General features: G+C 65.3%; 19 protein-coding genes and 1 pseudogene. 14 read left to right on the plus strand and 6 right to left on the minus strand.

Annotated elements, in window-relative coordinates; translation table 11 throughout:
* Positions 1–69: 69 nt before the first annotated feature.
* Genes AZG88_RS16315 through AZG88_RS16340 form a run of 6 tightly spaced genes read left to right on the plus strand, consistent with a single transcriptional unit; the run spans position 70 to position 5,838 of the window.
* Entirely contained in the window at positions 70–1,224 is a 1,155-nt protein-coding gene (locus AZG88_RS16315; protein ID WP_005250421.1) for an acyl-CoA dehydrogenase family protein, read from the plus strand.
* 38 nt (positions 1,225–1,262) lie between these two features.
* Positions 1,263–1,781 (plus strand): MaoC/PaaZ C-terminal domain-containing protein, encoded by a 519-nt coding sequence (locus AZG88_RS16320; RefSeq protein WP_005250419.1) that lies wholly within the window; start codon positions 1,263–1,265, stop codon positions 1,779–1,781.
* A gap of 2 nt (positions 1,782–1,783) precedes the next feature.
* On the plus strand, positions 1,784–2,995 hold the full coding sequence (locus tag AZG88_RS16325) for a thiolase family protein (RefSeq protein WP_063819547.1): 1,212 nt from the start codon (positions 1,784–1,786) through the stop codon (positions 2,993–2,995).
* 20 nt (positions 2,996–3,015) lie between these two features.
* Positions 3,016–3,438, plus strand: a complete 423-nt coding sequence (locus AZG88_RS16330) for a Zn-ribbon domain-containing OB-fold protein (RefSeq protein WP_082764524.1) — start codon at positions 3,016–3,018, stop codon at positions 3,436–3,438.
* Positions 3,439–3,448: 10 nt separating this feature from the next.
* On the plus strand, positions 3,449–4,672 hold the full coding sequence (locus tag AZG88_RS16335; RefSeq protein WP_061042134.1) for a CaiB/BaiF CoA transferase family protein: 1,224 nt from the start codon (positions 3,449–3,451) through the stop codon (positions 4,670–4,672).
* 17 nt (positions 4,673–4,689) lie between these two features.
* On the plus strand, positions 4,690–5,838 hold the full coding sequence (locus AZG88_RS16340; protein ID WP_025433419.1) for a CaiB/BaiF CoA transferase family protein: 1,149 nt from the start codon (positions 4,690–4,692) through the stop codon (positions 5,836–5,838).
* Here the strand turns inward: AZG88_RS16340 and AZG88_RS16345 are convergent.
* Positions 5,828–6,229 (minus strand): VOC family protein, encoded by a 402-nt coding sequence (locus tag AZG88_RS16345; RefSeq protein ID WP_005250410.1) that lies wholly within the window; start codon positions 6,227–6,229, stop codon positions 5,828–5,830. The two genes, AZG88_RS16340 and AZG88_RS16345, sit on opposite strands and share 11 nt — an antisense overlap.
* Positions 6,230–6,558: 329 nt before the next feature.
* Between AZG88_RS16345 and AZG88_RS49905 the strand changes: the two genes are divergently transcribed.
* The 3 genes from AZG88_RS49905 (at position 6,559) to AZG88_RS16355 (ending at position 9,143) form a co-directional block, all read left to right on the plus strand.
* Positions 6,559–6,831: a WhiB family transcriptional regulator gene (locus AZG88_RS49905; RefSeq protein ID WP_005250408.1), complete on the plus strand. Its 273-nt coding sequence runs from the start codon at positions 6,559–6,561 to the stop codon at positions 6,829–6,831.
* Positions 6,832–7,064: 233 nt separating this feature from the next.
* Positions 7,065–8,495: an aldehyde dehydrogenase gene (locus AZG88_RS16350; RefSeq protein ID WP_061042135.1), complete on the plus strand. Its 1,431-nt coding sequence runs from the start codon at positions 7,065–7,067 to the stop codon at positions 8,493–8,495.
* A gap of 168 nt (positions 8,496–8,663) precedes the next feature.
* The gene (locus AZG88_RS16355; protein WP_143548683.1) at positions 8,664–9,143 is read left to right on the plus strand and encodes a hypothetical protein; all 480 of its coding nucleotides are present in this window, start codon (positions 8,664–8,666) and stop codon (positions 9,141–9,143) included.
* 73 nt (positions 9,144–9,216) lie between these two features.
* Here the strand turns inward: AZG88_RS16355 and AZG88_RS55010 are convergent.
* Positions 9,217–12,384 (minus strand): annotated as a pseudogene (locus tag AZG88_RS55010) (protein kinase domain-containing protein).
* A gap of 210 nt (positions 12,385–12,594) precedes the next feature.
* Between AZG88_RS55010 and AZG88_RS16365 the strand changes: the two are divergent.
* Positions 12,595–13,023, plus strand: coding sequence for a MarR family winged helix-turn-helix transcriptional regulator (locus AZG88_RS16365; RefSeq protein WP_005250400.1), 429 nt, complete (start codon positions 12,595–12,597; stop codon positions 13,021–13,023).
* Positions 13,007–14,443, plus strand: coding sequence for an MFS transporter (locus AZG88_RS16370; RefSeq protein ID WP_061045697.1), 1,437 nt, complete (start codon positions 13,007–13,009; stop codon positions 14,441–14,443). The genes AZG88_RS16365 and AZG88_RS16370 overlap by 17 nt, the downstream gene beginning before the upstream one ends.
* 79 nt (positions 14,444–14,522) lie before the next feature.
* Here the strand turns inward: AZG88_RS16370 and AZG88_RS16375 are convergent, their stop codons facing one another.
* The 4 genes from AZG88_RS16375 to AZG88_RS16390 are packed head-to-tail and all read right to left on the minus strand — an operon-like array spanning position 14,523 to position 18,634.
* Positions 14,523–15,719 (minus strand): acetyl-CoA C-acetyltransferase, encoded by a 1,197-nt coding sequence (locus tag AZG88_RS16375; protein ID WP_061045696.1) that lies wholly within the window; start codon positions 15,717–15,719, stop codon positions 14,523–14,525.
* Positions 15,720–15,737: 18 nt separating this feature from the next.
* Positions 15,738–16,190, minus strand: coding sequence for a MaoC family dehydratase (locus AZG88_RS16380; RefSeq protein WP_061045695.1), 453 nt, complete (start codon positions 16,188–16,190; stop codon positions 15,738–15,740).
* A 46-nt stretch (positions 16,191–16,236) separates the two neighbouring features.
* Positions 16,237–17,460 (minus strand): acetyl-CoA C-acetyltransferase, encoded by a 1,224-nt coding sequence (locus AZG88_RS16385; RefSeq protein WP_061045694.1) that lies wholly within the window; start codon positions 17,458–17,460, stop codon positions 16,237–16,239.
* A gap of 4 nt (positions 17,461–17,464) precedes the next feature.
* Positions 17,465–18,634: an acyl-CoA dehydrogenase family protein gene (locus AZG88_RS16390; protein ID WP_025433422.1), complete on the minus strand. Its 1,170-nt coding sequence runs from the start codon at positions 18,632–18,634 to the stop codon at positions 17,465–17,467.
* A 231-nt stretch (positions 18,635–18,865) separates the two neighbouring features.
* Between AZG88_RS16390 and AZG88_RS16395 the strand changes: the two genes are divergently transcribed.
* The 3 genes from AZG88_RS16395 to fabG are packed head-to-tail and all read left to right on the plus strand — an operon-like array spanning position 18,866 to position 21,187.
* The gene (locus tag AZG88_RS16395; protein ID WP_005250389.1) at positions 18,866–19,216 is read left to right on the plus strand and encodes an AMP-binding enzyme; all 351 of its coding nucleotides are present in this window, start codon (positions 18,866–18,868) and stop codon (positions 19,214–19,216) included.
* A 22-nt stretch (positions 19,217–19,238) separates the two neighbouring features.
* Positions 19,239–20,429, plus strand: a complete 1,191-nt coding sequence (locus tag AZG88_RS16400; protein WP_005568547.1) for an acyl-CoA dehydrogenase family protein — start codon at positions 19,239–19,241, stop codon at positions 20,427–20,429.
* A 14-nt stretch (positions 20,430–20,443) separates the two neighbouring features.
* Entirely contained in the window at positions 20,444–21,187 is a 744-nt protein-coding gene (gene fabG, locus AZG88_RS16405) for a 3-oxoacyl-ACP reductase FabG (RefSeq protein ID WP_005250385.1), read from the plus strand.
* Positions 21,188–21,196 lie beyond the last annotated feature (9 nt).

The following is a 21,196-nucleotide window of genomic DNA, read 5'->3' on the forward strand; positions in this document are numbered from 1 at the left end:
AGTTCTAACATTTATTCAAGCGGTGCAACCGAAAACGCGGGCACCATTCCTTCCGATCTGGAGAGAATTATGAACTCGAATTTCCTCGACGAATCCCAGGCCGCGTGGCTCGACGTCGTCAACGACTTCATGGACAACGAAATCACCGTCGAGTACGTCCGGAATTGCGACGAGAATCGCCTGTACCCGTACGAGGCGTACGAGAAGATCGCCAAGCAGGGCTGGCTCGGCATCCTGTTCCCCGAGGAGGAGGGCGGTTCGGGCGGCGACATCTTCGACTACTCGCTGATGGCCGAGGGGCTCGGTAAGTTCGGTTTCGACTTCGCGTGTTCGGTGCTGGTGCCGACGTTCACGGCGATGAACATCATCAAGTACGGAACGCCCGAGCAGAAGCGGCAGTACGTCAAGCCGTTCATCGACGGGCAGATCCGCTTCTCGGTGTCGATCTCCGAGCCCGATGCCGGTTCGGACGCCGCCAACACCAAGACCCGCGCCCGCCGTGACGACAACGGAGACTGGATCGTCAGCGGACAGAAGCTGTGGTGCAGTGGCGCCGCCGCGAAGGACACCGTCATCGCGATGCTGGTGCGGACCGACACCAGCGACAAGCACAAGGGTTTGTCCGTGCTGCTGATTCCGAATGACACTCCGGGCCTGGACATCCGCAAGCTGCCGACTCTGTCGCGGCACGCGACCGGCACCACCGAGATCTTCCTCGACGAGGTGCGGGTGCCCGGTGACGCGCTGCTCGGCGCCGAGGGCGAGGGTTGGAAGGTCATCACCGAGCACCTCGAACTGGAGCGCTGCGCGGTCGCTGCGGCCTATATGGGCAACGCGCAGGAAGCGGTCAACAACGCCAACCGCTATGCGCACCAGCGCATCCAGTTCGGCAAGCCGATCTACGAGTTCCAGGTGCTCAAGCACATGCTGGCCGAGAATCAGACCCGTGTCGACGCCGCGCGGCTGCTCTGCTACCGCGCCGCCCAGTTGAAGGCGCAGGATCGTCCCGCCGCCCGTGAGACCTCGATGGCCAAGCTGTACGCGTCGGAGACCCTCAAGCAGTGTGCGCTCGACGGTATGCAGATTCTCGGTGGGTACGCCAACCTCCCCGAGGCCGACATGGAGCGCTACCTGCGCGAGAGCATCCAGTGCACGATCGGCGGCGGAACGTCGCAGATTCAGCGCACGATCATCGCCAAGTCGATGCGCCTGACCAACGCCTGAATCTGCCCCGATCACCATCACGTCCCAAGGAAGCAGCGATGACAACGACGAATCCCGCCACCATCAACAACCGCATCGACATGCCGCTCGACGAGATCGAGGTCGGCACGGTCTTTCGCAGCGGTGGTCGCACCATCACCGAGACCGACGTGGTCAACTACTGCGCGCTGACCGGCAACTGGATCGAGATCCACTCGAACATCCACTACGCGTCGCAGACCCGTTTCGGTGAGCGCCTGGTCCAGGGGTCGCTGACCTACTCCATCATGACCGGCCTGATCACCTTCGGTCCGCCGATCCAGGCGAACTACGGGATCAACAACCTCCGGTATCTCACTCCGGTGCACATCAACGACACCATCTACGTCACCGCCGAGGTCCTCGCCAAGAAGGACAAGGACGACAAGTACGGCGTCATCACCCTGCTGATGAAGGCGCTCAACCAGGACGGCGACGTGTGCCAGAAGAGCGAATGGAGCCTGCTGATGCTGCGCAAGCGCGAGGATCTCGAGGCCCTGGTCGGCGCGTCGCTGCCCACCGAGCGCGCGAAGGACTGAGTATGTCGTCGAAACCCGTCGCAGCGATCGTCGGCATGGGCGATGCGTATGCATCGCGTGAGAACCGAAAAGATCCGCTGCAACTCGCAGCGGAATCCACCGTCGCAGCACTTGCCGATGCCGGCATCCACAAGAACCAGGTGGATGCGATCTTCACCGGACGCTCCCCGTGGGCGGACAAGCGCTCGCAGTGGAACAACATCTTCGCCTCACACATGCAGATGCACGTGACGTTCTCGAGTGAGCTCACGATGCACGGTGCAGGGCTCACTTCGACGATCGCCGTCGCGTCGCAGATGATCGCCGCAGGCAAGGCCGAGTACGTGCTGTGCCTGCAGAGCGATGCGACGGAGTTGTTCGTCGACGCCGTGGCGATGGGCGCGGAGGCGGACGCGGATCCTCAGTTCGAGGCCCCCTACGGACCGACGATCCCGGCCCTCTACGCTCAGGCCGCTCACCGTTACTTCCACGAGTTCGGGATCACCGAAGAGGATCTCGCGGACGTCGCCGTCGCGAACCAGCGCTGGGGCGCACACCATCCGCATGCAGCGAAGGCGAAGTTCGGTGAGATCGACCGCGAGAAGGTGCTGTCGTCCCCGTACGTCGCGACGCCGCTGCGGCGGTGGATGTGCTCTACCTGGGGCGGCGGCACCGGGGGCGCCCTGATCGTCACCTCGCCCGACAACGTTCGAGAAGGCCAGGATCCGATCTACGTCCTCGGCTACGGTTCGGCATCGACGCACGAATATCTGACCGACCGCATGAACATGCGCAGTTGCAAGTTTCCGGACATGGGTGCGTTCCCCAACCTGACGCACACGGCGACGGTCGAGGCCGCACGGCAGGCGTACCTGATGTCGGGGCTCGGCCCGTCCGACATCGACATGGCACAGATCTCGATGAACTTCGCGCACATGGGCCCGATCATCATGGAGGACCTCGGCTTCGCCGAGAAGGGCCGCGGAATCGACCTCTACCGGGGTGGGCACACCGGAATCGACGGCGACCTGCCCACCGACACGAACGGTGGCTGGCTGTCGTTCGGTCAGCCCGGCATCTCCTGCAACATGGACAGCCTGGTCGAGGCAGTCCGGCAACTGCGCGGGAACCCGCTCGGGCTCGCGCCCGCACGCCGGCCGGATACCGCGCTGGTCCAGGGTGCCGGCGGAATGCTCGCAGCCGGCAGCGTCATGGTCCTGTCCTCCGCTGCATGAACCACGAAATGGAGCACAGCATGACCGACACGCACGTATCGAACGACTGGCCGCAGCCGTATCGACTCCTCGACGCCGAGCCGTACTGGGAGGCGCTCACCGACGAGCGACTGACATTCCAGCGTTGCGGAGACTGCGAGGAGGCGGTCTGGCCGGCGCACTCGTCCTGCCCGTACTGCGGATCCGCGGCATTGTCGTGGACACAGTCGACCGGGAGCGGGACGATTTACTCGTACAGCACGATCATGCGCGGACCGACACCCGTCTGGTCCACGATCGTGCCGTACACGGTCGGCTTCGTGCAGATGGACGACGGCTACACCCTGTTCGCACAGATCGACGGCGAACCGGACGCGATCGCGATCGGAAAACCGGTCACGATGCGCTTTGTACAGCGCGGGGAGCAGAAACTCCCCGTATTCACCATGACGGACCACCAGTAGGAGCAGTGACATGACCGGACCGTTGGAGGGTGTGCGCATCCTGGACCTGACATCGAACTTCATGGGCCCGTACGGGTCGCTCCTGCTCGCCGACATGGGCGCAGACGTCTGGAAGATCGAGTCACGCGATGGCGACACGACGCGCGGTGTCGGGCCGTATCGCAACCGCGGGATGAGCGCGATCTTTCTGCACCTCAACCGCAACAAGCGCAGCCTCGTCCTCGATCTCAAGACGGACGGGGGTGCCGCCGCACTCAAGCGCATGATCCGTTCCGCGGACGTGCTGCTGTACAGCCTGCGGCCGAAGGCCATGGCCAGGCTGGGGCTGAGCTACGAGGAGGCGCGCGCGATCAATCCACGGATCATCTACTGCGGCGCTTACGGTTTCGGTCAGAACGGCCCCTACGCCGACCGGCCGGCATACGACGACCTGATCCAGGCGGCGGTCGGTATGCCGGTACTCCAGAGCCGCAAGTCGGGTCCACCGGCGTACGTGGCCACCGCCATCGCGGACCGCGTCGTCGGCATGGCCGCGAGCACGGCCGTGTCGATGGCACTGTTCCGGCGCGAGAAGACCGGCGTCGGACAGGAAGTCCAGGTGCCGATGTTCGAGACGTTCACGCACTTCGTCATGGGTGATCACCTGTACGGGCACACCTTCGATCCGCCGATCGACGATTGGGGGTACGGGCGGATGATGAACCCGGACCGCCGCCCGTATCGGACGCTCGACGGCGGCTACCTCGGGGTGAACGTCTACATCGACAAGCACTGGCAGCGTTTCTTCGAAATCTCCGGACACCCGGAGATGGTCGAGGACCCGCGTTTCGCCGACATCAACGGACGGACCCAGAACATCGGAATCCTGTACGACTTCCTGGGGCAGGTGTTCGAGACGAAGACGACCGCGGAGTGGATGAAGCTTCTGACCGACGCGGATATTCCGGTCATCGAGATGAACACCCCAGAATCGTTGCTGGATGATCCGCACATGCGAGAGGTCGGCTTCTTCGTCGACCAGGACCACCCCTCCGAGGGACCGCTCAAGACGATGGCGATTCCGCAGCAGTGGAGTGAGAGCGCGCCGGACCTGCGGTACCCGGCGCCGCGTCTCGGCGAACATTCCGTGGAGTTGCTCACCGAGGCGGGTTTCGACCGAGATGAAATCGATGAGCTGTTGAGTTCCGGCGCCACGTACTCACCCGAAGTGCGCGCCGCACACACGGTCAACTGACCAAGAGGAGTAAGACGATGCTGCGTGATCTGCCGTTATCGGGAGTTGTCGTGGTCGAGCTGGGCGACAGTGCCTCGGCACCGTTCAGTGGGAAGATCCTCGCGGAACTCGGCGCCGAGGTGTGGAAGGTGGAGCGCCCGTCGGGCGACTCCGCCCGTGGCTGGGGACCCAGCACCTGGAAGGGCAGCGGCGCCGCCTTCCATGCGCTCAATCGCGGCAAGCGCTGCATCAGCATCGACATCAAGGATCGAGACCAGCTGAAGACGCTGCACACGCTGATCGCCGAACGCGCCGACGTCTTCATCCACAACCTCCGGCCGGGTTCCAGCGCGAAATACGGTCTGGACGCCGACAGCCTCCGGGTGACGAAGCCGGAGTTGATCTATTGCGAGATCGGCGCGTTCGGACACGTCGGCCCGCTGAACACGCTCCCCGGATACGACCCGCTGATGCAGGCGTTCTCCGGAATCATGAGCATCACGGGTGAGGAGGGACAGCCCCCGGTACGGGCAGGGGTGTCCATCATCGACTTCGGGTCCGCGATGTGGGCGGTGATCGGCATCCTGTCGGCGCTGCACCGCCGTCAGGTGAAGCACTCCGGTGCGACGGTCAACGCGTCGCTCCTCGAGACTGCCATGGCCTGGATGTCGATCGGCGTGGCGAACTACAACGCCGACGGCGAACCCGGTGGCCGCCACGGGTCGGGTGTCGCTTTCATCGTCCCGCACCGCGCGTACTCGACCAGCGACGGCGATCTGATCGTCAGTTGCGCCAACGATGCGCTGTTCGCGCGCCTCTGTGCGGCACTCGGACATCCGGAGTGGTCGACCGACGACCGCTTCGCCACCAACGCGGGACGGTTGCAGAACCGGGCCGAGATCGACCGGCTGATCGGTGAGCAACTGGGGAAGGAAACACGCGCCCACTGGCAGGAACTGCTGCAGGGTGCCGGCATCCCGTCGGCACCGATCCAGACCACCGCCGAAGTCCTCGCCCACGAGCACACCCACGCGCTGGGAATCATCGGCTCGCCGTCCGAGGACGAGATCGGTCTGGTCGGTCTGCCCCTGTCGTTCGACGGCCGCCGTCCGCCGCCCCTGCATGCGGCCCGCGACATCGGGGCGGACAACGACCAACTTCCCGAAGTGCTGAAGATCAGACCCTGAGAGAGGTGCCCGGCTGGTATTCCGATAGCTCGATGAGATTTCCGTCCGGATCGCGGATGTACACACTCGTCATCAGCCCTCGAGCGCCGTGGCGCTGGACAGGACCTACTTCCACCGGCACACCTCTGCCGGACAGCTCGCCGACAACCACGTCGATGGACTCTTCGACGATCAAGCAGACGTCGGCACTGCCTGGTTGCGCGTGCCGAGCGTTCGGTTCGACCTCGTTCCCGTGCTGGTGCAAATTGATCTTGCTGCGACCGAACAGCAATGCCCGGCGATCGTCGCCGTAGCGATGTTCGGACATCCCCAGAATCGTCGTATAGAACTCGACGGTGGTGTCGATGTCGGCAACAGTCAGCACGAAATGATCGACGTGCGCGATATGCATGTGAATCGTCCGTTTCCGTCTCGAGCAATCCATCGCTCAGTTCACCTGCGCCCGAGCACCCTCGGTGCCCGCACTGAGCATTTTCTGCAGAATTGTTCCGAAAGTCAAAGATGCGGAAGCTAACCCGAGGTAAGCCTCACCCTATGGATCGTAACTTTCACTCCCCCTTGCGTTTCTGTGTGCTTAAGCCCACTCTTGACACTTACGCCGCATTGCCGAATATTCACCTGTGGCTGAACTCTTCTCGTGCAGGCGAGAATCATTGTTCAGAAGGAGATAATTCCCAAAGGCCTAACGCACGCCGCGAAGCCAGGAAAGCACTGTGAACCATGAATCTCGCATCACACGTCGATCGTGACGATTGGCGACCACAGGCGCGTTGCCGTGGCATGGACATCGCCGTCTTCTATATGGATGGCGAAGACAATCGCACATGTTCACGCCGTCAGGAGCAGCAAGCGAAGGCGATCTGCCGCCAATGCCCGGTGATCAGCGAATGCCGAACAAGCGCGATTCATTTCGGAGAGCAACACGGAATCTGGGGTGGCCTGAACCCGAACGAGCTTCGCGCCGCGCGCAAGTGGAGTCGATGGCAAAGATAGCCGATCAATTGTCGCGGCCATGGGGGTGCTGGTGGCCCCTCCCACGTCGGCTTCGAGATACGTAAGATCAGGCCAGAGGGCACACTCGATCGGCTCGCCGAATTGAATTCGTCGGATCACTCGGCCCTCATCCGACATCGGCAGACGTCGCATTACCCGTGCCGACGTTCAGGTCGGGGCATCCATCATTTCTTGCCGCCATCACAATGCGGTGGGACCAGGAGGACACAAGAATGGTCACGAACCACGAATCCCATTACGTCGGCGGCGAGTACCGGGCCGCCCACTCCACCGAGACAATCTCCGTCGTCAATCCGTCGACGGAGGAAGTCTTTGCCTCCATCGTCGACGGTGACTCCTCCGATATCGACGCGGCCGTACAGGTCGCCGACACCGCCGGTGTCACGTGGGCCGCCACCCCTCCGTCCGAACGAGCCGCTTCCCTGCGCCGGCTGGCCGACACTTACGAAGGCCGTATCGATGAGATCGCTGCGCTGGTGACGCGGCAGAACGGCACTCCGATCAGCGTGTCCCGGGCGATGCAGCAGCAAGTTCCGCGGTACTACCGGTATTTCGCCTCGCTCGCCGACACCCTCGTCGAAGAGGAACCACTGGAAACGTCCATCGGTGACGCGCTCCTGCAGCGGCGGCCGGTCGGCGTGGTGGGGGCGATCACCCCGTGGAACGGCCCCCAGCCCCTGCTCGCGTGGAAGATCGGACCGGCACTCGCGGCAGGATGCACCGCCGTGATCAAGCCGGCACCAGAAACTTCGCTCGATGCTTTTCTCTTCGCGGAAATCGCCACCGAAGCGGGTATCCCCGCCGGCGTCGTCAACGTCGTCACGGGAGGCCGCGAGACCGGCACCGCCCTCGTCGAGCATCCGCTGGTCCGCAAGATCGCCTTCACCGGCTCCACCGTCGCCGGCAAGGCCATCGCCGAGACCTGCGGTAGGGACCTCAAGCGGGTAACGCTCGAACTGGGCGGCAAGTCGGCCGCCATCCTGCTCGAGGACGTCGATCTCGACGCCTTCAAGCCGTTCGTGGCAACCGCGTGCTCACCGAACACCGGCCAGATTTGCCGGTCCCTGACCCGGGTGCTCGCACCCCGATCGCGGTACGACGAAGTAGTCGACGCTGTCAGTGCCGCGATGAGCGAGATCCCGATCGGCGATCCCACCGATCCCGCCAACCTGTTCGGCCCCCTGGTGTCCGAACGGCAGCGGGATCGCGTCGAGTCGTACCTGGAGCTGGGACAACGCGAAGGAGCGAAGGTCGTCGTCGGCGGGGGCCGATCCACGGCGAACGACCGGGGTTTCTACATCGAGCCGACCGTCTTCCGTGACGTCACCAACGACATGCGCATCGCCCGTGAAGAGATCTTCGGCCCGGTCCTCGTCGTCATCGCCTACGAGAACGAGGACGAGGCCATCGCCATCGCCAACGACTCCGAGTACGGCCTCGGCGGCGGGGTCTTCTCTCCGGACCGCGAGCACGCCACCGCCGTCGCCCGACGCATCGTGACCGGCACGATCGGAGTCAACAGCGCGTCGTTCCCGACGGAGGCTCCATTCGGCGGCGTCAAGAACAGCGGCATGGGTAGAGAACTCGGGCCCAGCAGCCTCGAACCGTACCTGGAGCTCAAAACGATCTTCCGTAGTGCCTGACAGCTGCCCCTCCAGATCAGCGCGCACGCACTGGCCCCAGGATCCCACCGAGATCTTTCACCGGCCGGATCCCGGAGAAGAGGGCACGCCCGCGAAGGTCGAATAGTGCGAAAACACCTCATGACAGGCTCGGAGCGGCCGGCACACGCCACCGACAGGCGGCATGTGATGCACCGCGAGGCACTCGGCCGCGCTGCGCTGCGGGGGCTGAAGCCCGGACCGCCCCTCCAGGATCCTGCCCGTCTGCTGCGCGTGGCAGTCGGCATGATCGTCGCGGCGATCGGCGGCTACTTACTGCACGACTTCGGAGAGCAGGTCCTGATCTGTGTCGGTGCGTTCCTCGGGGGCATCGCATCCTTGATGCCACACAACCGCTCCGGTCTGGGAGCAGCCGTCCTCACCGGAACAGCCGAGATCTTCGCCGCGGCCACCGGGATCCTCTTACACGGACTGTGGTGGCTCATCCTCCCCATTCCCTTCATCGGCTTGTTGACCGCCGGGATCCTGCGTGGAGTGGCGCTGAGCATCAGCATGCGGCTCCTCGTCGTCACGATCATCTTCGTCGACTTCGCCGAGATCACCCCCTCCCTGCCAGTCGGTTGCTCCACTCTCGCGCCGCGAGGATGGTTCTCTCATCTCCCGAACTAAAACGGTTGTACGAGATGGCCGACGCTTTCGAGCGGTAGTCGGACGGCGCTAATTTCTCCCGCTCTCGCACGGCCTAATCGTGTGCCCGCTCCACGACCCAGGCCGCGACCTGGGTCCGGGAGGTGAAGCCCAGTTTGGCCAGGATGTGCTCCACATGTCCTTGTGCGGTGCGGGGTGAGATCACCAGTCGGTCGGCGATGGCCTGATTGGTCAGGCCTTCGGCGATCAGGTCGGCGACTTGGCGTTCCCGCTTGGTCAGTCGCGTCGACGCGGCGGTGGCGGGTGTGGAGGTGTCGGCCTGTTGCTCGTGGAGGGCGTAGGCGATCGCCGCGTCGAAGCCGAGTTGTTCGCCCTTGCGGTGGGCCGCGCCGAATGCTTTGTCCCCGAGCTCCTGCCGGGCCTTCTGTGCATATTCTTCTTGGTAGAGAATCAGATTGGTATGTATGACCGCCGTACTGCTGATCGACCGCGCCAGCCCGTCCGCGGCTCCCATCAGAACTGCGGCCCGGAGTGCCTCGCGACGTTCGAAGCTGATCCAGGCGAGCGCTTCGAGGCAGGCTGCAGCGACGCGGGGGCTGCGCACCTGCTTGGTCAGTTTCAGTGATTGTTCGATAAGCTGCACCGAACGACTTGCATCACCCTGCTTCCACACAGCAATTCCCAAGGCCCACAGCGAATGCGATCGGTACATCGTCTCACCGTGCGCTTCCGTGATCGCGAGCGCACGTTCGTGGCACTCGATCGCCTGGTCCGTCCGGCCGGACAGTCCATAGGCCAGACCTAACGGGTACAGGATGGCTACTTGGAGCAGTTGATCTCCGCGTTCGGTGAACTCGGCGAGCGCGATGTCCAGTTGCGAGCACGCTCGCGCGAGATCACCGCTGTAGAGGGCCAGCATGCCGTCGGCGCAGTCGACGTAGGCGCGCAGGAGGGGATCCCTCGTGTCGGCGGTGAGAGTCCGCGCCTCCTCGACGAGCGCTGTCGCGGCCTGAAGGTCGCCTTGAGCGAAAGCCATTACGCTGTGGCTGTAGAGCGCCTTGATCGAATCCAGGGTGGGCGGGCCGCTCTGGCGGACGAGCAGTTGTTCGTACCACCGTCGCCCCTCGCTGTAGAGGCCCTGGGAGCTCCAGAACAGGAACAGTGCCACGGCGATGCGTAGGCCGGCGGCGGGGTCGTCGTCGACGCTGAACTCGAGGGCCTCTCGCAGATTCGCGTGTTCCCGTTTCAGCCGGGCGATCCAGTCGAGTTGGCGGGCGCTGATCCACTCGGCCTCCGCATCGAGCGCCAATGCCTCGTACCAGTCCCGGTGCCGTCGACGCAACGCCACAGCCTCACCGGTCTGCTCGAGCTTCTCGTAGCCGTATTCGCGGAGGGTTTCGAGCATCCGGAACCGCACCACCGACCCGTGCTCCTCCCGGATCAGGATCGACTTCTCCACCAACGAGGTCAGCGTGTCCAACAGTTCGTCCGGGTCGAGGCCCTCGCCACAGACCTGCTCGGCGGCATCCGGCGGTGCACAACTCGAAACTCCAGTCGATGCACAACCGCAGGGTCTGTTGCCGCGTCGGCGCACCCCGGCTGCCCCGGGTCAGCAGGGTATAGCGGTCGGTCAGCCGCCCCAGGATCTGCTCCGGCGACATCGCCCGCAACCGCGCCGCCGCCAACTCGATCGGCAACGGCAACCCGTCGAGACGACGGCATATCCCCGCCACCGCCACCGCATTGTCGTCGGTGACCGCGAAACCCGGAACCGCGGCAGCGGCGCGTTCGACGAACAACGTCACCGCATCGTATTTCGGCAAACCCCGCAGCGAGGGCTTCCGGTCGGGATCCGGGACGGCCAGCGGGGGGACCCGCAGCACTGCCTCCCCGCCGATGCCGAGGGGTTCACGGCTGGTGGCCAGCATCCGCAACCGCGGACTCACCCGCAGCAGGTGGGCGGCGAGCTCGGCGACGGCATCCACCACCTGCTCACAATTGTCGAGAACCAACAGCATTTCCTGTACCGCCAGGTGCTCGAGAAGGACCTCACGCAACGGCCGTGCCGAATGGTCCCGCACCCCGACGGCGGAGGCCACTGCATCGACCAGCGACGACCCGTCGCGCAGTTCACCCAACTCGACCAGGCGAACACTGTCGGCGTACTCGCGCTGCACAGCAGACGCGACCCGCATCGCCAGCCGCGTCTTGCCGACACCCCCGATCCCGGTCAACGTCACCAGCCGCGACCCGGCCAGCAGATTCTTCGCCTCGGTCAACTCGTGCCGACGGCCGACGAAACTCGTCAGCTCCAAGGGAAGACTTCCCGTCGCGCCCCCTGTGGAGGGCGCCGGCGATCCTCGCCCGCCGCGCGACGTCGGATGCTCCCCGTCCCCCTGCGCATCGGCCTCCGCACGAAGTGCCATCTCGTCGACCGGGAAGCCGTGGTCGCGTTGCAGACCTCGCAGCTGTTCCCCGAAGTCGGCGGCAGTGGCCGGACGCGCACCGGACTCGCGGGACATCGCCCGGGCGATCACCGCGGACACATCCTCCGGGATCCCGTGCTCACGCAGATCCGGCACCGCCTGCGTGGTGATCCGCAGAAACTGCGCGACCACCTGCTCACCGCTGCGACGCTCGAACGCGGCATGACCGGTCAACGCACTGAACAACGTGGCACCGAGACCGTAGACATCGGCCGCCGGACTCGGCGGATCACCCCCGAGCACCTCCGGCGCGGTATATGCCGGCGACCCGGTCACCGCACCGGTGGCCGTCTCGAAACCACCGGAGATGTGCGCGATACCGAAATCGGCCAACTCCGGCTCGCCGTAATCGGTGAGCAGGATGTTCGCNNACCGGCCATCTTCACCCCCACCCGAAGCACCTGATCCAAGGCGAGCGGACCGTCCTCGCGGACCCGGGCCTCCAGCGAATCCTGCGGGTGATACGGCATCACGATGTAGGGACGGCCGCCGTCGGTGGCACCGACCTGCAGAATGTTGACGATGTTCGGGTGCCCGGTCAGCCGCCCCATCGCCCGCTGTTCCCGGAAGAATCGGGCCTTGTTCTCGTCGTCGAGTTCGACGGTGAGCACCTTCACCGCGACCGTGCGATCCAGGTCCGCCTGGGTGCAGCGGTAGACGACGCCGAAACCGCCGCGGCCGATCTCCTGAACATCAGCGAAACCAGCTCCACCGAGTTCGGCGGCTGGGGGCGGCGGCGGGTACCGCTGAGTGTCGAGCGGATCACCTTCACCCATCGGACGGTCTACTCACCCCGTCGGCTCATCGATCCCGCGCCCTGGCTCCGACGGCACGACCAGCGCGGATACAACCGTGGACTCACCTCTCGATGGCGTCCTTCTGAGGATATCGCTGACGGTGATCGGTGCGGGCGATCCTGGCCGCTGCCGGTGTGAGCCTCCCCATTTAGTCAATCAAATTGATCAATTTGGTTGTACGCTTTGCTCATGATCACCGAACAGGCCACCGCGCAGGTCCTGCGGGAAGCACTGCGCCCGATCTGGCGACAGCTCACCGCAGGCAGGTCGATCTCGGTCGGCAAGATCGGCGTGCTCGCCTACCTGTCGAAGCACGGACAAACGTCTGCCTCGACACTCGCGGCTGCCGAGAAGATCAGCCCACAGGCAATCGCCAATGCGGTGCGCGAACTCGAGAGTCTCGGCCTGGTTGTGCGCACACCCGACGAGCAGGATCGACGCCGAATCTGGATCGAACTCACCGATGCCGGTCGGGAGAGGCTGGCGCAGGAGCGGTCGCAAGGCCTGGACTGGCTGGAACACGCCATCGCGGAACGGTTGACGGACGAGGAGAAGAAGACTCTCGACTCCGTCGTCCCGATTCTGCGCAAGTTGGTGGACGATGCCCCAGTCGACTGATTCCACCACGCGTCCCCGATTACTGCCGGCCCTGGCGTATGCCGCCCTGACGACCGCGATCGTCAGTTCACTCGGCATGCTCCTGGTGCCCACGATCTCCCACGACATGCACGTCGAGGTGAGCACCGGCCAATGGATGCTCACTGTCAACCTCCTGGTCGGCGCGGTCGCAACACCGATCATGGGCCGGCTGAGCGACGGCCCCCACAAGAAGCGCCTGCTCCTGTTCTCCCTGACCACGATCCTCGTCGGTTCGATCGTCGCGGCCGCCGCTCCCAACTTCACCGTCTTCCTGATCGGACGCGCGTTGCAGGGACTCACCTACGGAATCGTTCCGGTGACGATCGCTCTGGCCCGCCGCTATCTCCCCGAGAACCAGGCCCGGCTCGGCATCTCCAGCCTGTCGGTGACGGTGACGACAGGCCTGGGACTCGGATACCCCCTGACCGGCATCCTCGCCGATCTGCTCGGGTTCCGTTTCGCCTTCTGGTTCGCGGCGCTGTTCCTGATCACCACCATCCTCGTCGTGTGGCGTGTCGTTCCCGCAGGCCCCGACGAGCAGGCACCACGCAACACCCTTGACGTACCGGGCGCCCTGCTGGTGGGTACCGGACTCGCGTCCCTCCTCGTCGCCGTCAGCGAAGGCTCCCGGTGGGGCTGGGGCTCGCCGTGGACCCTCGGATTCTTCGCCGGGGCGACGACACTGCTGACGGCGTGGTCCATCGTCGAACTGCGCACCCCCTACCCGCTGATCAACCTGCGGGTACTGCGCAACGGTGACGTGCTGGTCGCGAACAGCACCGCGATCGGCCTCGGCGCCGCGATGTACATCGGACTCTCGATCGGCAGCCTCATCGCCCAGGCGCCCGCCTCGACCGGATACGGGATCGCGCTGCCCCTGTTCTGGGCCGGATTCGTGATGCTTCCCCTGTCGGTGGCGAGTTTCGGCGCGAATCGACTCGTCCGCGCGGTCTCGCACCGGATCCGCATGAGGACTCTGCTGCTCGTCGGTGCAGGCCTCGTGACGGCCTCGAGCATGCTCCTCTGGGTCGCCCACAACGCGCTGTGGGAAATCCTGATCGGGATGTTGGGATTCGGGGCCGGGATGGGCATGACGTACGCGGCGATGCCGGCCCTGATCGCCCGCAGCGTCGCCGACACCGAACTCGGCAGCGCAGTGAGCTTCAACCAGGTACTGCGTACCGTCGGCGGCTCGTTCGGCAGCGCCCTCGCAGGTGCGGTGCTCGCCGCCAACCTGGCACCGGACCTACTTCCCACCGAAAACGGAATCAGGCTCGCTCTCGCCGTGGGTGCCATCGGGTGCGCGGTCGTCTTCGTCGCGCTCCTCGTCAATCACGTGATGTCGCGTCCGCCGACCCCGGTGTCGGAGCCGGCGGACGCGCGTATCAGTCGGCTATAGGGCGTGTTTCCCGATCCCTATCGGATGCACCTGGCGATTGGGCGCCAGGAGCGCCGAAATGGGGATCGGGAGACACGCCCTACGCACCCTCGACGATGGCGGCCATTCCCTGCCCGCCACCGATGCACATCGTGAGAAGCGCCTTGCCGCCGCCGCGTCGCCGCAATTCATGCAGCGCGGTGGTCGTCATTCGGGCGCCGGTCGCGCCGATGGGATGTCCGAGCGAGATCCCGGACCCGTTGACGTTCAGGCGGTCCCGGTCCTCGAATCCCCATTCCTTCAGGACGCCGAGCACCTGGCACGCGAATGCCTCGTTCAGCTCGATCAGCGTGAAGTCGTCGAAGCTCGCACCCGTCCTGCTGAACAGCTTGGACGTGGCCGCGACCGGTCCGAGCCCCATCAGCGCCGGCTCACACCCGGCGGCGGACCACCCGGTGAGGAACCCCATCGGCTCGAGCCCGAGTTCGTCGAGTTGATCCTCGGCGACGACGAGCATCGACGACGCGGCGTCGTTCTGCTGACTCGCGTTGCCCGCGGTGACGACACCGTCTTTGAGAGCACTCCGCAGGCGCGCCAGGGTCTCGGGCGTGGTTTCCGGACGGATACCCTCGTCCCGCGCTACGACGGTGACGTTGCCCTTCCGGTCGGTGATCTTGACCTCGATAACCTCGTCGTCGAACTTTCCTGCCTCCCAAGCGGCGTGGGCCTTGGCGTGGCTTTCGGCGGCGAACGTGTCCGACTCCTCACGGCCGATTCCGCATCGTGTCGCGACGTTCTCGGCGGTCTCGATCATTCCGCTGATCTTCCCGAACCGCCATTCCGGCTGGGAGCGTTCCCGCCCGCGGTCGAGGCGGTCGTACAGGTTCAGCGAACCGGCGCGGGTGCCCCAGCGGGCACCGGTGGTGTAGTGCTCGATGTTGCTCATCGATTCGACGCCGCCGGCGAGCACGACGTCGGCTGCACCGGTCTGCACCATCATCGACGCGGTCACCAGGGCCTGCAGGCCCGTGCCGCAGCGACGGTCGGTCTGCAGTCCGGCGACGCGGATCGGCAGTCCCGCCTCGAGGGCCGCCCACCGTCCGATGCACGGGGCCTCGGAGTTGGCGTACGACTGGCCCATCACGACGTCTTCGATGAGGATCGGGTCGATGCCGGACCGCGCCACGGTCTCCTTGATCACGGTGGCGGCCAACGTCTCTGCCGGGACGTCGCGCAGTGCTCCGCCGAAACGGCCGACCGCGGTGCGGACCGGGGCGACCAGTGCTGCTCTTCGCATGTGTTCTTTCCTTGTGTCTCAGGGAACCAGGACGCGGACGGTTTCGGCGACGCACGCCGGCTTGTCCGCACCCTCGATCTCGATGGTGAATTTGACGACCACTTGCGCGCCCTGCTTCGTGTGCTCGAACGACACGATCTCGCCACCGGCCCGCACCTTCGCCCCGACCTTCACCGGCTGGGGGAAGCGAACCTTGTTGAGACCGTAGTTGATCACCAGCTTCACGCCGTCGACGCGCATGAGGTCGGCGCCGAGCTTCGGCAGCAGTGACAGTGTGAGGTAGCCGTGGGCGATGGGGGCGCCGAACGGGCCCTGGGCGGCACGCTCGGGATCGACGTGGATCCACTGGTGGTCGCCGGTGGCATCGGCGAACACGTTCACGCGTTCCTGCGTGATCTCGAGCCAGTCGCTGTGGCCGAGATGTTCGCCGACTGCGGATTCGACGTCGTCGATTCCCTGGAATACGCGCATGACACTCTTTTCGGGTCGGCCCGGTACCGGGCGGAAGGGTAAACGGTTAGAGGTTGACGTTCTCGAACACGGCCGCGATGCCCTGCCCACCGCCGATGCACATCGTCTCGATGCCGTAGCGGGCCTGGCGCCGGTCCAGTTCACGGAGCAGATTGGCCAGGATGCGACCGCCGGTGGCGCCGACGGGGTGACCGAGGGATATTCCGGATCCGTTGACGTTGAACCGGTCTCGCATGTCGGACTCGTCGAACTTCCACTCCCGAGCGCACGCCAGCACCTGCGCTGCGAACGCCTCGTTGATCTCGAGGAGATCGATGTCGTCGAGGGTGAGCTTCGCCCGGGTGAGGGCCTTGTCGACGGCCGGCACCGGACCGATGCCCATCCGGTTCGGCTCCACTCCGGCGACGCCCCAGCTCACGAGCCGGGCGAACGGGCGCAGGCCCAGACGTTCCGCGTTCTCGGGGGTGGTCACGATCGCGGCGGCAGCCGCGTCGTTCTGGCCGCACGCGTTGCCCGCGGTCACGGTCGCCTCCGGGTCGACGCGCGACCGGATGGGACGCAACGCCGACAACGACTCCGCCGTGACATCACGGCGCGGGTGCTCGTCGGTGGTGACGACGACGTCGGACTTACCGCGCTTACCCGGCACCGTCACCGGGACCGTCTCGGCGTCGAACAGGCCGCCGTCCTGGGCGCGGATCGCACGCGCGTGGGACTCCGCGGCGTACGCGTCCTGCTCCTCGCGGCTGATCGAGTACTCGCGTCGGAGGTTCTCCGCGGTTTCGATCATGCCGCCCTCGACGGGGAAGTTGACGCCACCGGAGTTGGTGCGGGGCTTGGCCAAGCGGTCGTGGAATTCCACCGACGCACCCTTGACGCCCCAGCGCATTCCGGTGCTGTAGAACTCGGTCTGGCTCATCGACTCGGCACCGCCCGCGATCACCAGGTCGCTCATCCCGGTCTGCACCTGCATGGCCGCGTAGATCACCGCCTGCAGCCCGGAGCCGCAGCGGCGGTCGAGCTGGATGCCGGGCACGGTGACGTCGAGTCCGGCGTCGAGCGCAGCGATCCGGCCGATGGCCGCAGCCTCGCCGTTCGCGTAGCCCTGACCGAAGATGACATCGTCGATGTCGTCGGACGTGAGCGACGTCCGCTCGATCAGGCCTTTCAACACCGTCGAGGCGAGGGTGGTGACGGGGATATCGCGGTACATACCGCCGAATCCCCCGACGGGGGTGCGGACAGGTTCACAGATCACTGCGTCGAACATGGGCTCAGAGCGCTTTCTTCGCTTCGCGGACGAGGCCGCCGCCGATGATCAGGCGCTGAATCTCGCTGGTGCCCTCGTACAGGCGCAGCAACCGGACCTCACGGTAGATCCGTTCCACCGGAACGTCTCTCATGTAACCGGTGCCGCCGTGTACCTGCACCGCGAGGTCGGCGACCTTGCCGGCCATCTCCGTGCAGTACAGCTTCGCCACGGACGGAGAGATACGACGATCCTCACCGCTGACATACTTCTGCGCCGCGTCCCGCACCAGCGCGCGGCCCGCGGACACGCCCACCTGCTGGTCGGCGAGCATGGCCTGCACCAACTGGAAGTCACCGATCGGGGTGCCGCCCTGCTTCGTGACCGCCGCGAAGGCGACGGACTCGTCGAGCGCACGCTGAGCGCTACCGACGGCGAGGGCGGCGATGTGCACGCGACCCCGGGCGAGCGACGTCATGGCGGCGCGGTAGCCGGCCTCCTCACTGCCGCCGACCAGGGCGGTTTCAGGGACGCTGACGTCGTCGAACGCGACCTCCGCGGTCCAGGCACCCTCCTGGCCCATCTTCTTGTCCTTCGGCCCGACCACGACACCGGCGGTGTCGGCGGGGACGAGGAACACCGCGATGCCGGTGCCGGTCTCGTCGGCGGGACGGGTGCGGGCGAAGACCACGAACAGATCGGCCAACGGCGCGTTGGTGATGAACCGCTTGGTGCCGTTGATCGTCCACTTGCCGTCCTTCAGGACGGCGCGGGTGGTCAGGCCCGCCGGGTTCGACCCGGCCTCCGGCTCGGTCAGCGCGAACGACGCGACCACGTCACCGGACGCGATGCGCTCGAGCCATTCCGACTTCTGTTCGTCCGTACCGAAATTCACCAGCACCTGGCCCGCGATCCCGTTGTTGGTGCCGAACATCGACCGCAACGCCAGGCTCGTGTACCCGAACTCCATGGCCAGTTCCACGTCCTGCGTGAGGTCGAGTCCGAGCCCGCCCCACTGCTGCGGGATGGCGTACCCGAACAGACCCATCTCCGCCGCCTTGCGGCGAATGTCGTCCGGAATCAGGTCCTTTTCCGCGATTTCATTTTCCCTGGGAATTACTTCCTTCTGAATAAAGGTTCTCGTCTGCGCGAGAATGTCCTTGAAGTCTTCGTCACTCACTTCGCGTTCAGCCATGAAGGTGAATATCCAGCAACCCGGCCTCGCTGTCAAGCAAGTGCCACGAACGAGAACGCGCAGCGCAGACGGCATTTACGACCCATAGGAAGAGGGAAACTGTCGGTTTCCTACAGCGTCTTTGACCACGGCGGTCCGAGGCACTTCAATAGGTGTCAGTGTCCGGAGGAATTGTCCGGGCATATTCACGAACAATGAAATTTCCCGGCGAGATGGAACTCGATATTCGACATGGTTGGCAGACCCGAGGACGCACTCCTCTACAAGGGCTACACCGTCGATCCGCACGAATTGGAACAGCTGTTGCTGTCACGACGAGGCATTCTCGACGTCGTGGTAGTCGGCCGCTCCGTTCCCGGGGTCGGGGAGATGCCCGTCGCATTCGTGGTGGCAGAAACCACGGCGCACATCACCGCCGAGGAACTGATCGAGTTCGTGGCGGCCACGGTGCCGCCGTACAAGAAGGTGCGCGAGGTGGTCTTCGTCGACGAGTTGCCCCTGTCCCCACGGGGTGCGGTCCTGCGGTCCGCGTTGCGCGACCGTCTGAACGACGTGCACGCCGAGCAGAGTACGGAGAAATGATGAATACGGGACAGGTGGAACGATGACACGACTGGCGCAGACCGCCGGGCTCACGGATACCCAGGGCGAGATCGTCTCGGCGGTACGTGAGTTCGTGGACAAGGCGATCATTCCGCAGGCGCAGGAGCTCGAACATTCCGACACGTACCCGACGGCCATCGTCGAGCAGATGAAGGAGATGGGCCTGTTCGGGCTCACCATCCCCGAGGAGTACGGCGGCATCGGGGAATCCCTCCTCACCTACGCACTGTGCGTCGAGGAGATCGCGCGGGGATGGATGAGCGTGTCCGGGGTGATCAACACCCATTTCATCGTGGCGCACATGATCGCGAATCACGGCACACCCGAACAGAAGGCCCACTACCTGCCGCGCATGGCGACGGGTGAACTGCGCGGCGCGTTCTCGATGTCCGAGCCCGAACTGGGTTCCGACGTCGCCGCCATCCGGACCAAGGCGGCCCGGGCAGCGGACGGCAACTACGTGATCGACGGCCAGAAGATGTGGCTGACCAACGGCGGGTCGTCGACGCTGGTGGCGGTGCTGGTCCGCACCGAGGAGGGTGCGGCGAAGCCCCACGACAACCTCACCGCGTTCCTGATCGAGAAGCCCGCCGGGTTCGGCGAGGTGCTTCCCGGGCTCACGATCCCCGGGAAGATCGACAAGATGGGCTACAAGGGCATCGACACCACCGAGATGGTGTTCAGCGGTTACCAGGCCGCGGCGGACACGATCCTCGGCGGCGACCCGGGCCGCGGCTTTCGGCAGATGATGGACGGCGTCGAGGTCGGCCGCGTCAACGTCGCCGCCCGCGCGTGCGGGATCGCACAGCGCGCATTCGAACTCGGCGTGAAATATGCGAAGACTCGGGAGACGTTCGGTTCGCCGATCGCCGAACACCAGGCGATCGCCTTCCGGATCGCGGAGATGGCGACCAAGGTCGAGGCAGCACACCTGATGATGGTGAATGCGGCGCGGCTCAAGGACTCCGGGGAACGCAACGACGTCGCGGCCGGGATGGCCAAGTACCTCGCGAGCGAGTTCTGCTCGGAGGTGACGCAGGACAGCTTCCGGATCCACGGCGGCTACGGCTATTCCAAGGAATACGAGATCGAACGCCTCATGCGGGAGGCACCGTTCCTCCTCATCGGCGAGGGCACCAGCGACATTCAGAAGCAGATCATCAGCCGCGGGCTGCTGCGTTCGTACAACTGAGGAAGGAAGAATCAATGACACTTCTCGAGGGACGGGTCGCCGTCGTCACGGGCGCGGCCCAGGGCATCGGTTTCGAGATGGCCCGGAAGTTCGCGAGTGAGGGCGCGTCGGTCGTCCTCGGCGACATGCACGCCGAGAACGTCAAGGCCGCCGCCGGAAAGCTGGAGGCCGACGGCTTCCAGGCCGTCGCCGTCGCCTGTGACGTGACCGATCCGGATCAGATGCAGAACCTGGGAAAGACGGCGCTCGACGCGTTCGGCTCGATGGACGTGTGGGTCAACAACGCCGGCATCACACGCGACGCGACGCTGCGCAAGATGTCGCTCGCCGATTTCCGCTCCGTCATCGACGTGCACTTGCAGGGCGCGTGGCTGGGCACCCAGATCGCGTCGATCGCGATGCGGGAGGCCGGCAAGGGTTCGATCGTGAACATCTCGTCGATCTCGGGCAAGGTCGGCATGGTCGGGCAGACGAACTACAGCGCCGCGAAGGCCGGCATGGTGGGCCTGACCAAGGCGGCCGCGAAGGAGGTCGCCCACCTCGGGGTCCGGGTCAACGCGATCCAGCCCGGCGTGGTGAACACCGACATGATCCGCGCCCTGCGCGCCGACATCATCGAGGCGAAGCTCAAGGAGGTCCCGATGGGCCGCGGTGCCGAGCCGGAGGAGATCGCGAACGTCGCACTGTTCCTCGCGTCCGATCTGTCCAGCTACATGACGGGCACCGTTCTCGAAGTCACCGGCGGACGTCACATCTGACGTCCGGCG

The organism is Rhodococcus sp. LB1 (genome assembly GCF_001583455.1).
In the GTDB taxonomy this organism is placed as follows: Bacteria; Actinomycetota; Actinomycetes; order Mycobacteriales; family Mycobacteriaceae; genus Rhodococcus_F; species Rhodococcus_F opacus.

Excerpts from the sequence above, each read along its gene's own strand:
- AZG88_RS16400 (WP_005568547.1), top strand. The coding sequence starts at position 19,239 with ATGACACGACTGGCGCAGACCGCCGGGCTCACGGATACCCAGGGCGAG.
- AZG88_RS16345 (WP_005250410.1), bottom strand. The coding sequence starts at position 6,229 with ATGCATATCGCGCACGTCGATCATTTCGTGCTGACTGTTGCCGACATC.
- AZG88_RS16320 (WP_005250419.1), top strand. The coding sequence starts at position 1,263 with ATGACAACGACGAATCCCGCCACCATCAACAACCGCATCGACATGCCG.
- AZG88_RS16325 (WP_063819547.1), top strand. The coding sequence starts at position 1,784 with ATGTCGTCGAAACCCGTCGCAGCGATCGTCGGCATGGGCGATGCGTAT.
- AZG88_RS16390 (WP_025433422.1), bottom strand. The coding sequence starts at position 18,634 with ATGGCTGAACGCGAAGTGAGTGACGAAGACTTCAAGGACATTCTCGCG.
- fabG (WP_005250385.1), top strand. The coding sequence starts at position 20,444 with ATGACACTTCTCGAGGGACGGGTCGCCGTCGTCACGGGCGCGGCCCAG.
- AZG88_RS16365 (WP_005250400.1), top strand. The coding sequence starts at position 12,595 with ATGATCACCGAACAGGCCACCGCGCAGGTCCTGCGGGAAGCACTGCGC.
- AZG88_RS16380 (WP_061045695.1), bottom strand. The coding sequence starts at position 16,190 with ATGCGCGTATTCCAGGGAATCGACGACGTCGAATCCGCAGTCGGCGAA.
- AZG88_RS16330 (WP_082764524.1), top strand. The coding sequence starts at position 3,016 with ATGACCGACACGCACGTATCGAACGACTGGCCGCAGCCGTATCGACTC.
- AZG88_RS16340 (WP_025433419.1), top strand. The coding sequence starts at position 4,690 with ATGCTGCGTGATCTGCCGTTATCGGGAGTTGTCGTGGTCGAGCTGGGC.
- AZG88_RS16385 (WP_061045694.1), bottom strand. The coding sequence starts at position 17,460 with ATGTTCGACGCAGTGATCTGTGAACCTGTCCGCACCCCCGTCGGGGGA.
- AZG88_RS49905 (WP_005250408.1), top strand. The coding sequence starts at position 6,559 with ATGAATCTCGCATCACACGTCGATCGTGACGATTGGCGACCACAGGCG.
- AZG88_RS16375 (WP_061045696.1), bottom strand. The coding sequence starts at position 15,719 with ATGCGAAGAGCAGCACTGGTCGCCCCGGTCCGCACCGCGGTCGGCCGT.
- AZG88_RS16370 (WP_061045697.1), top strand. The coding sequence starts at position 13,007 with ATGCCCCAGTCGACTGATTCCACCACGCGTCCCCGATTACTGCCGGCC.
- AZG88_RS16350 (WP_061042135.1), top strand. The coding sequence starts at position 7,065 with ATGGTCACGAACCACGAATCCCATTACGTCGGCGGCGAGTACCGGGCC.
- AZG88_RS16395 (WP_005250389.1), top strand. The coding sequence starts at position 18,866 with ATGGTTGGCAGACCCGAGGACGCACTCCTCTACAAGGGCTACACCGTC.
- AZG88_RS16315 (WP_005250421.1), top strand. The coding sequence starts at position 70 with ATGAACTCGAATTTCCTCGACGAATCCCAGGCCGCGTGGCTCGACGTC.
- AZG88_RS16335 (WP_061042134.1), top strand. The coding sequence starts at position 3,449 with ATGACCGGACCGTTGGAGGGTGTGCGCATCCTGGACCTGACATCGAAC.
- AZG88_RS16355 (WP_143548683.1), top strand. The coding sequence starts at position 8,664 with ATGCACCGCGAGGCACTCGGCCGCGCTGCGCTGCGGGGGCTGAAGCCC.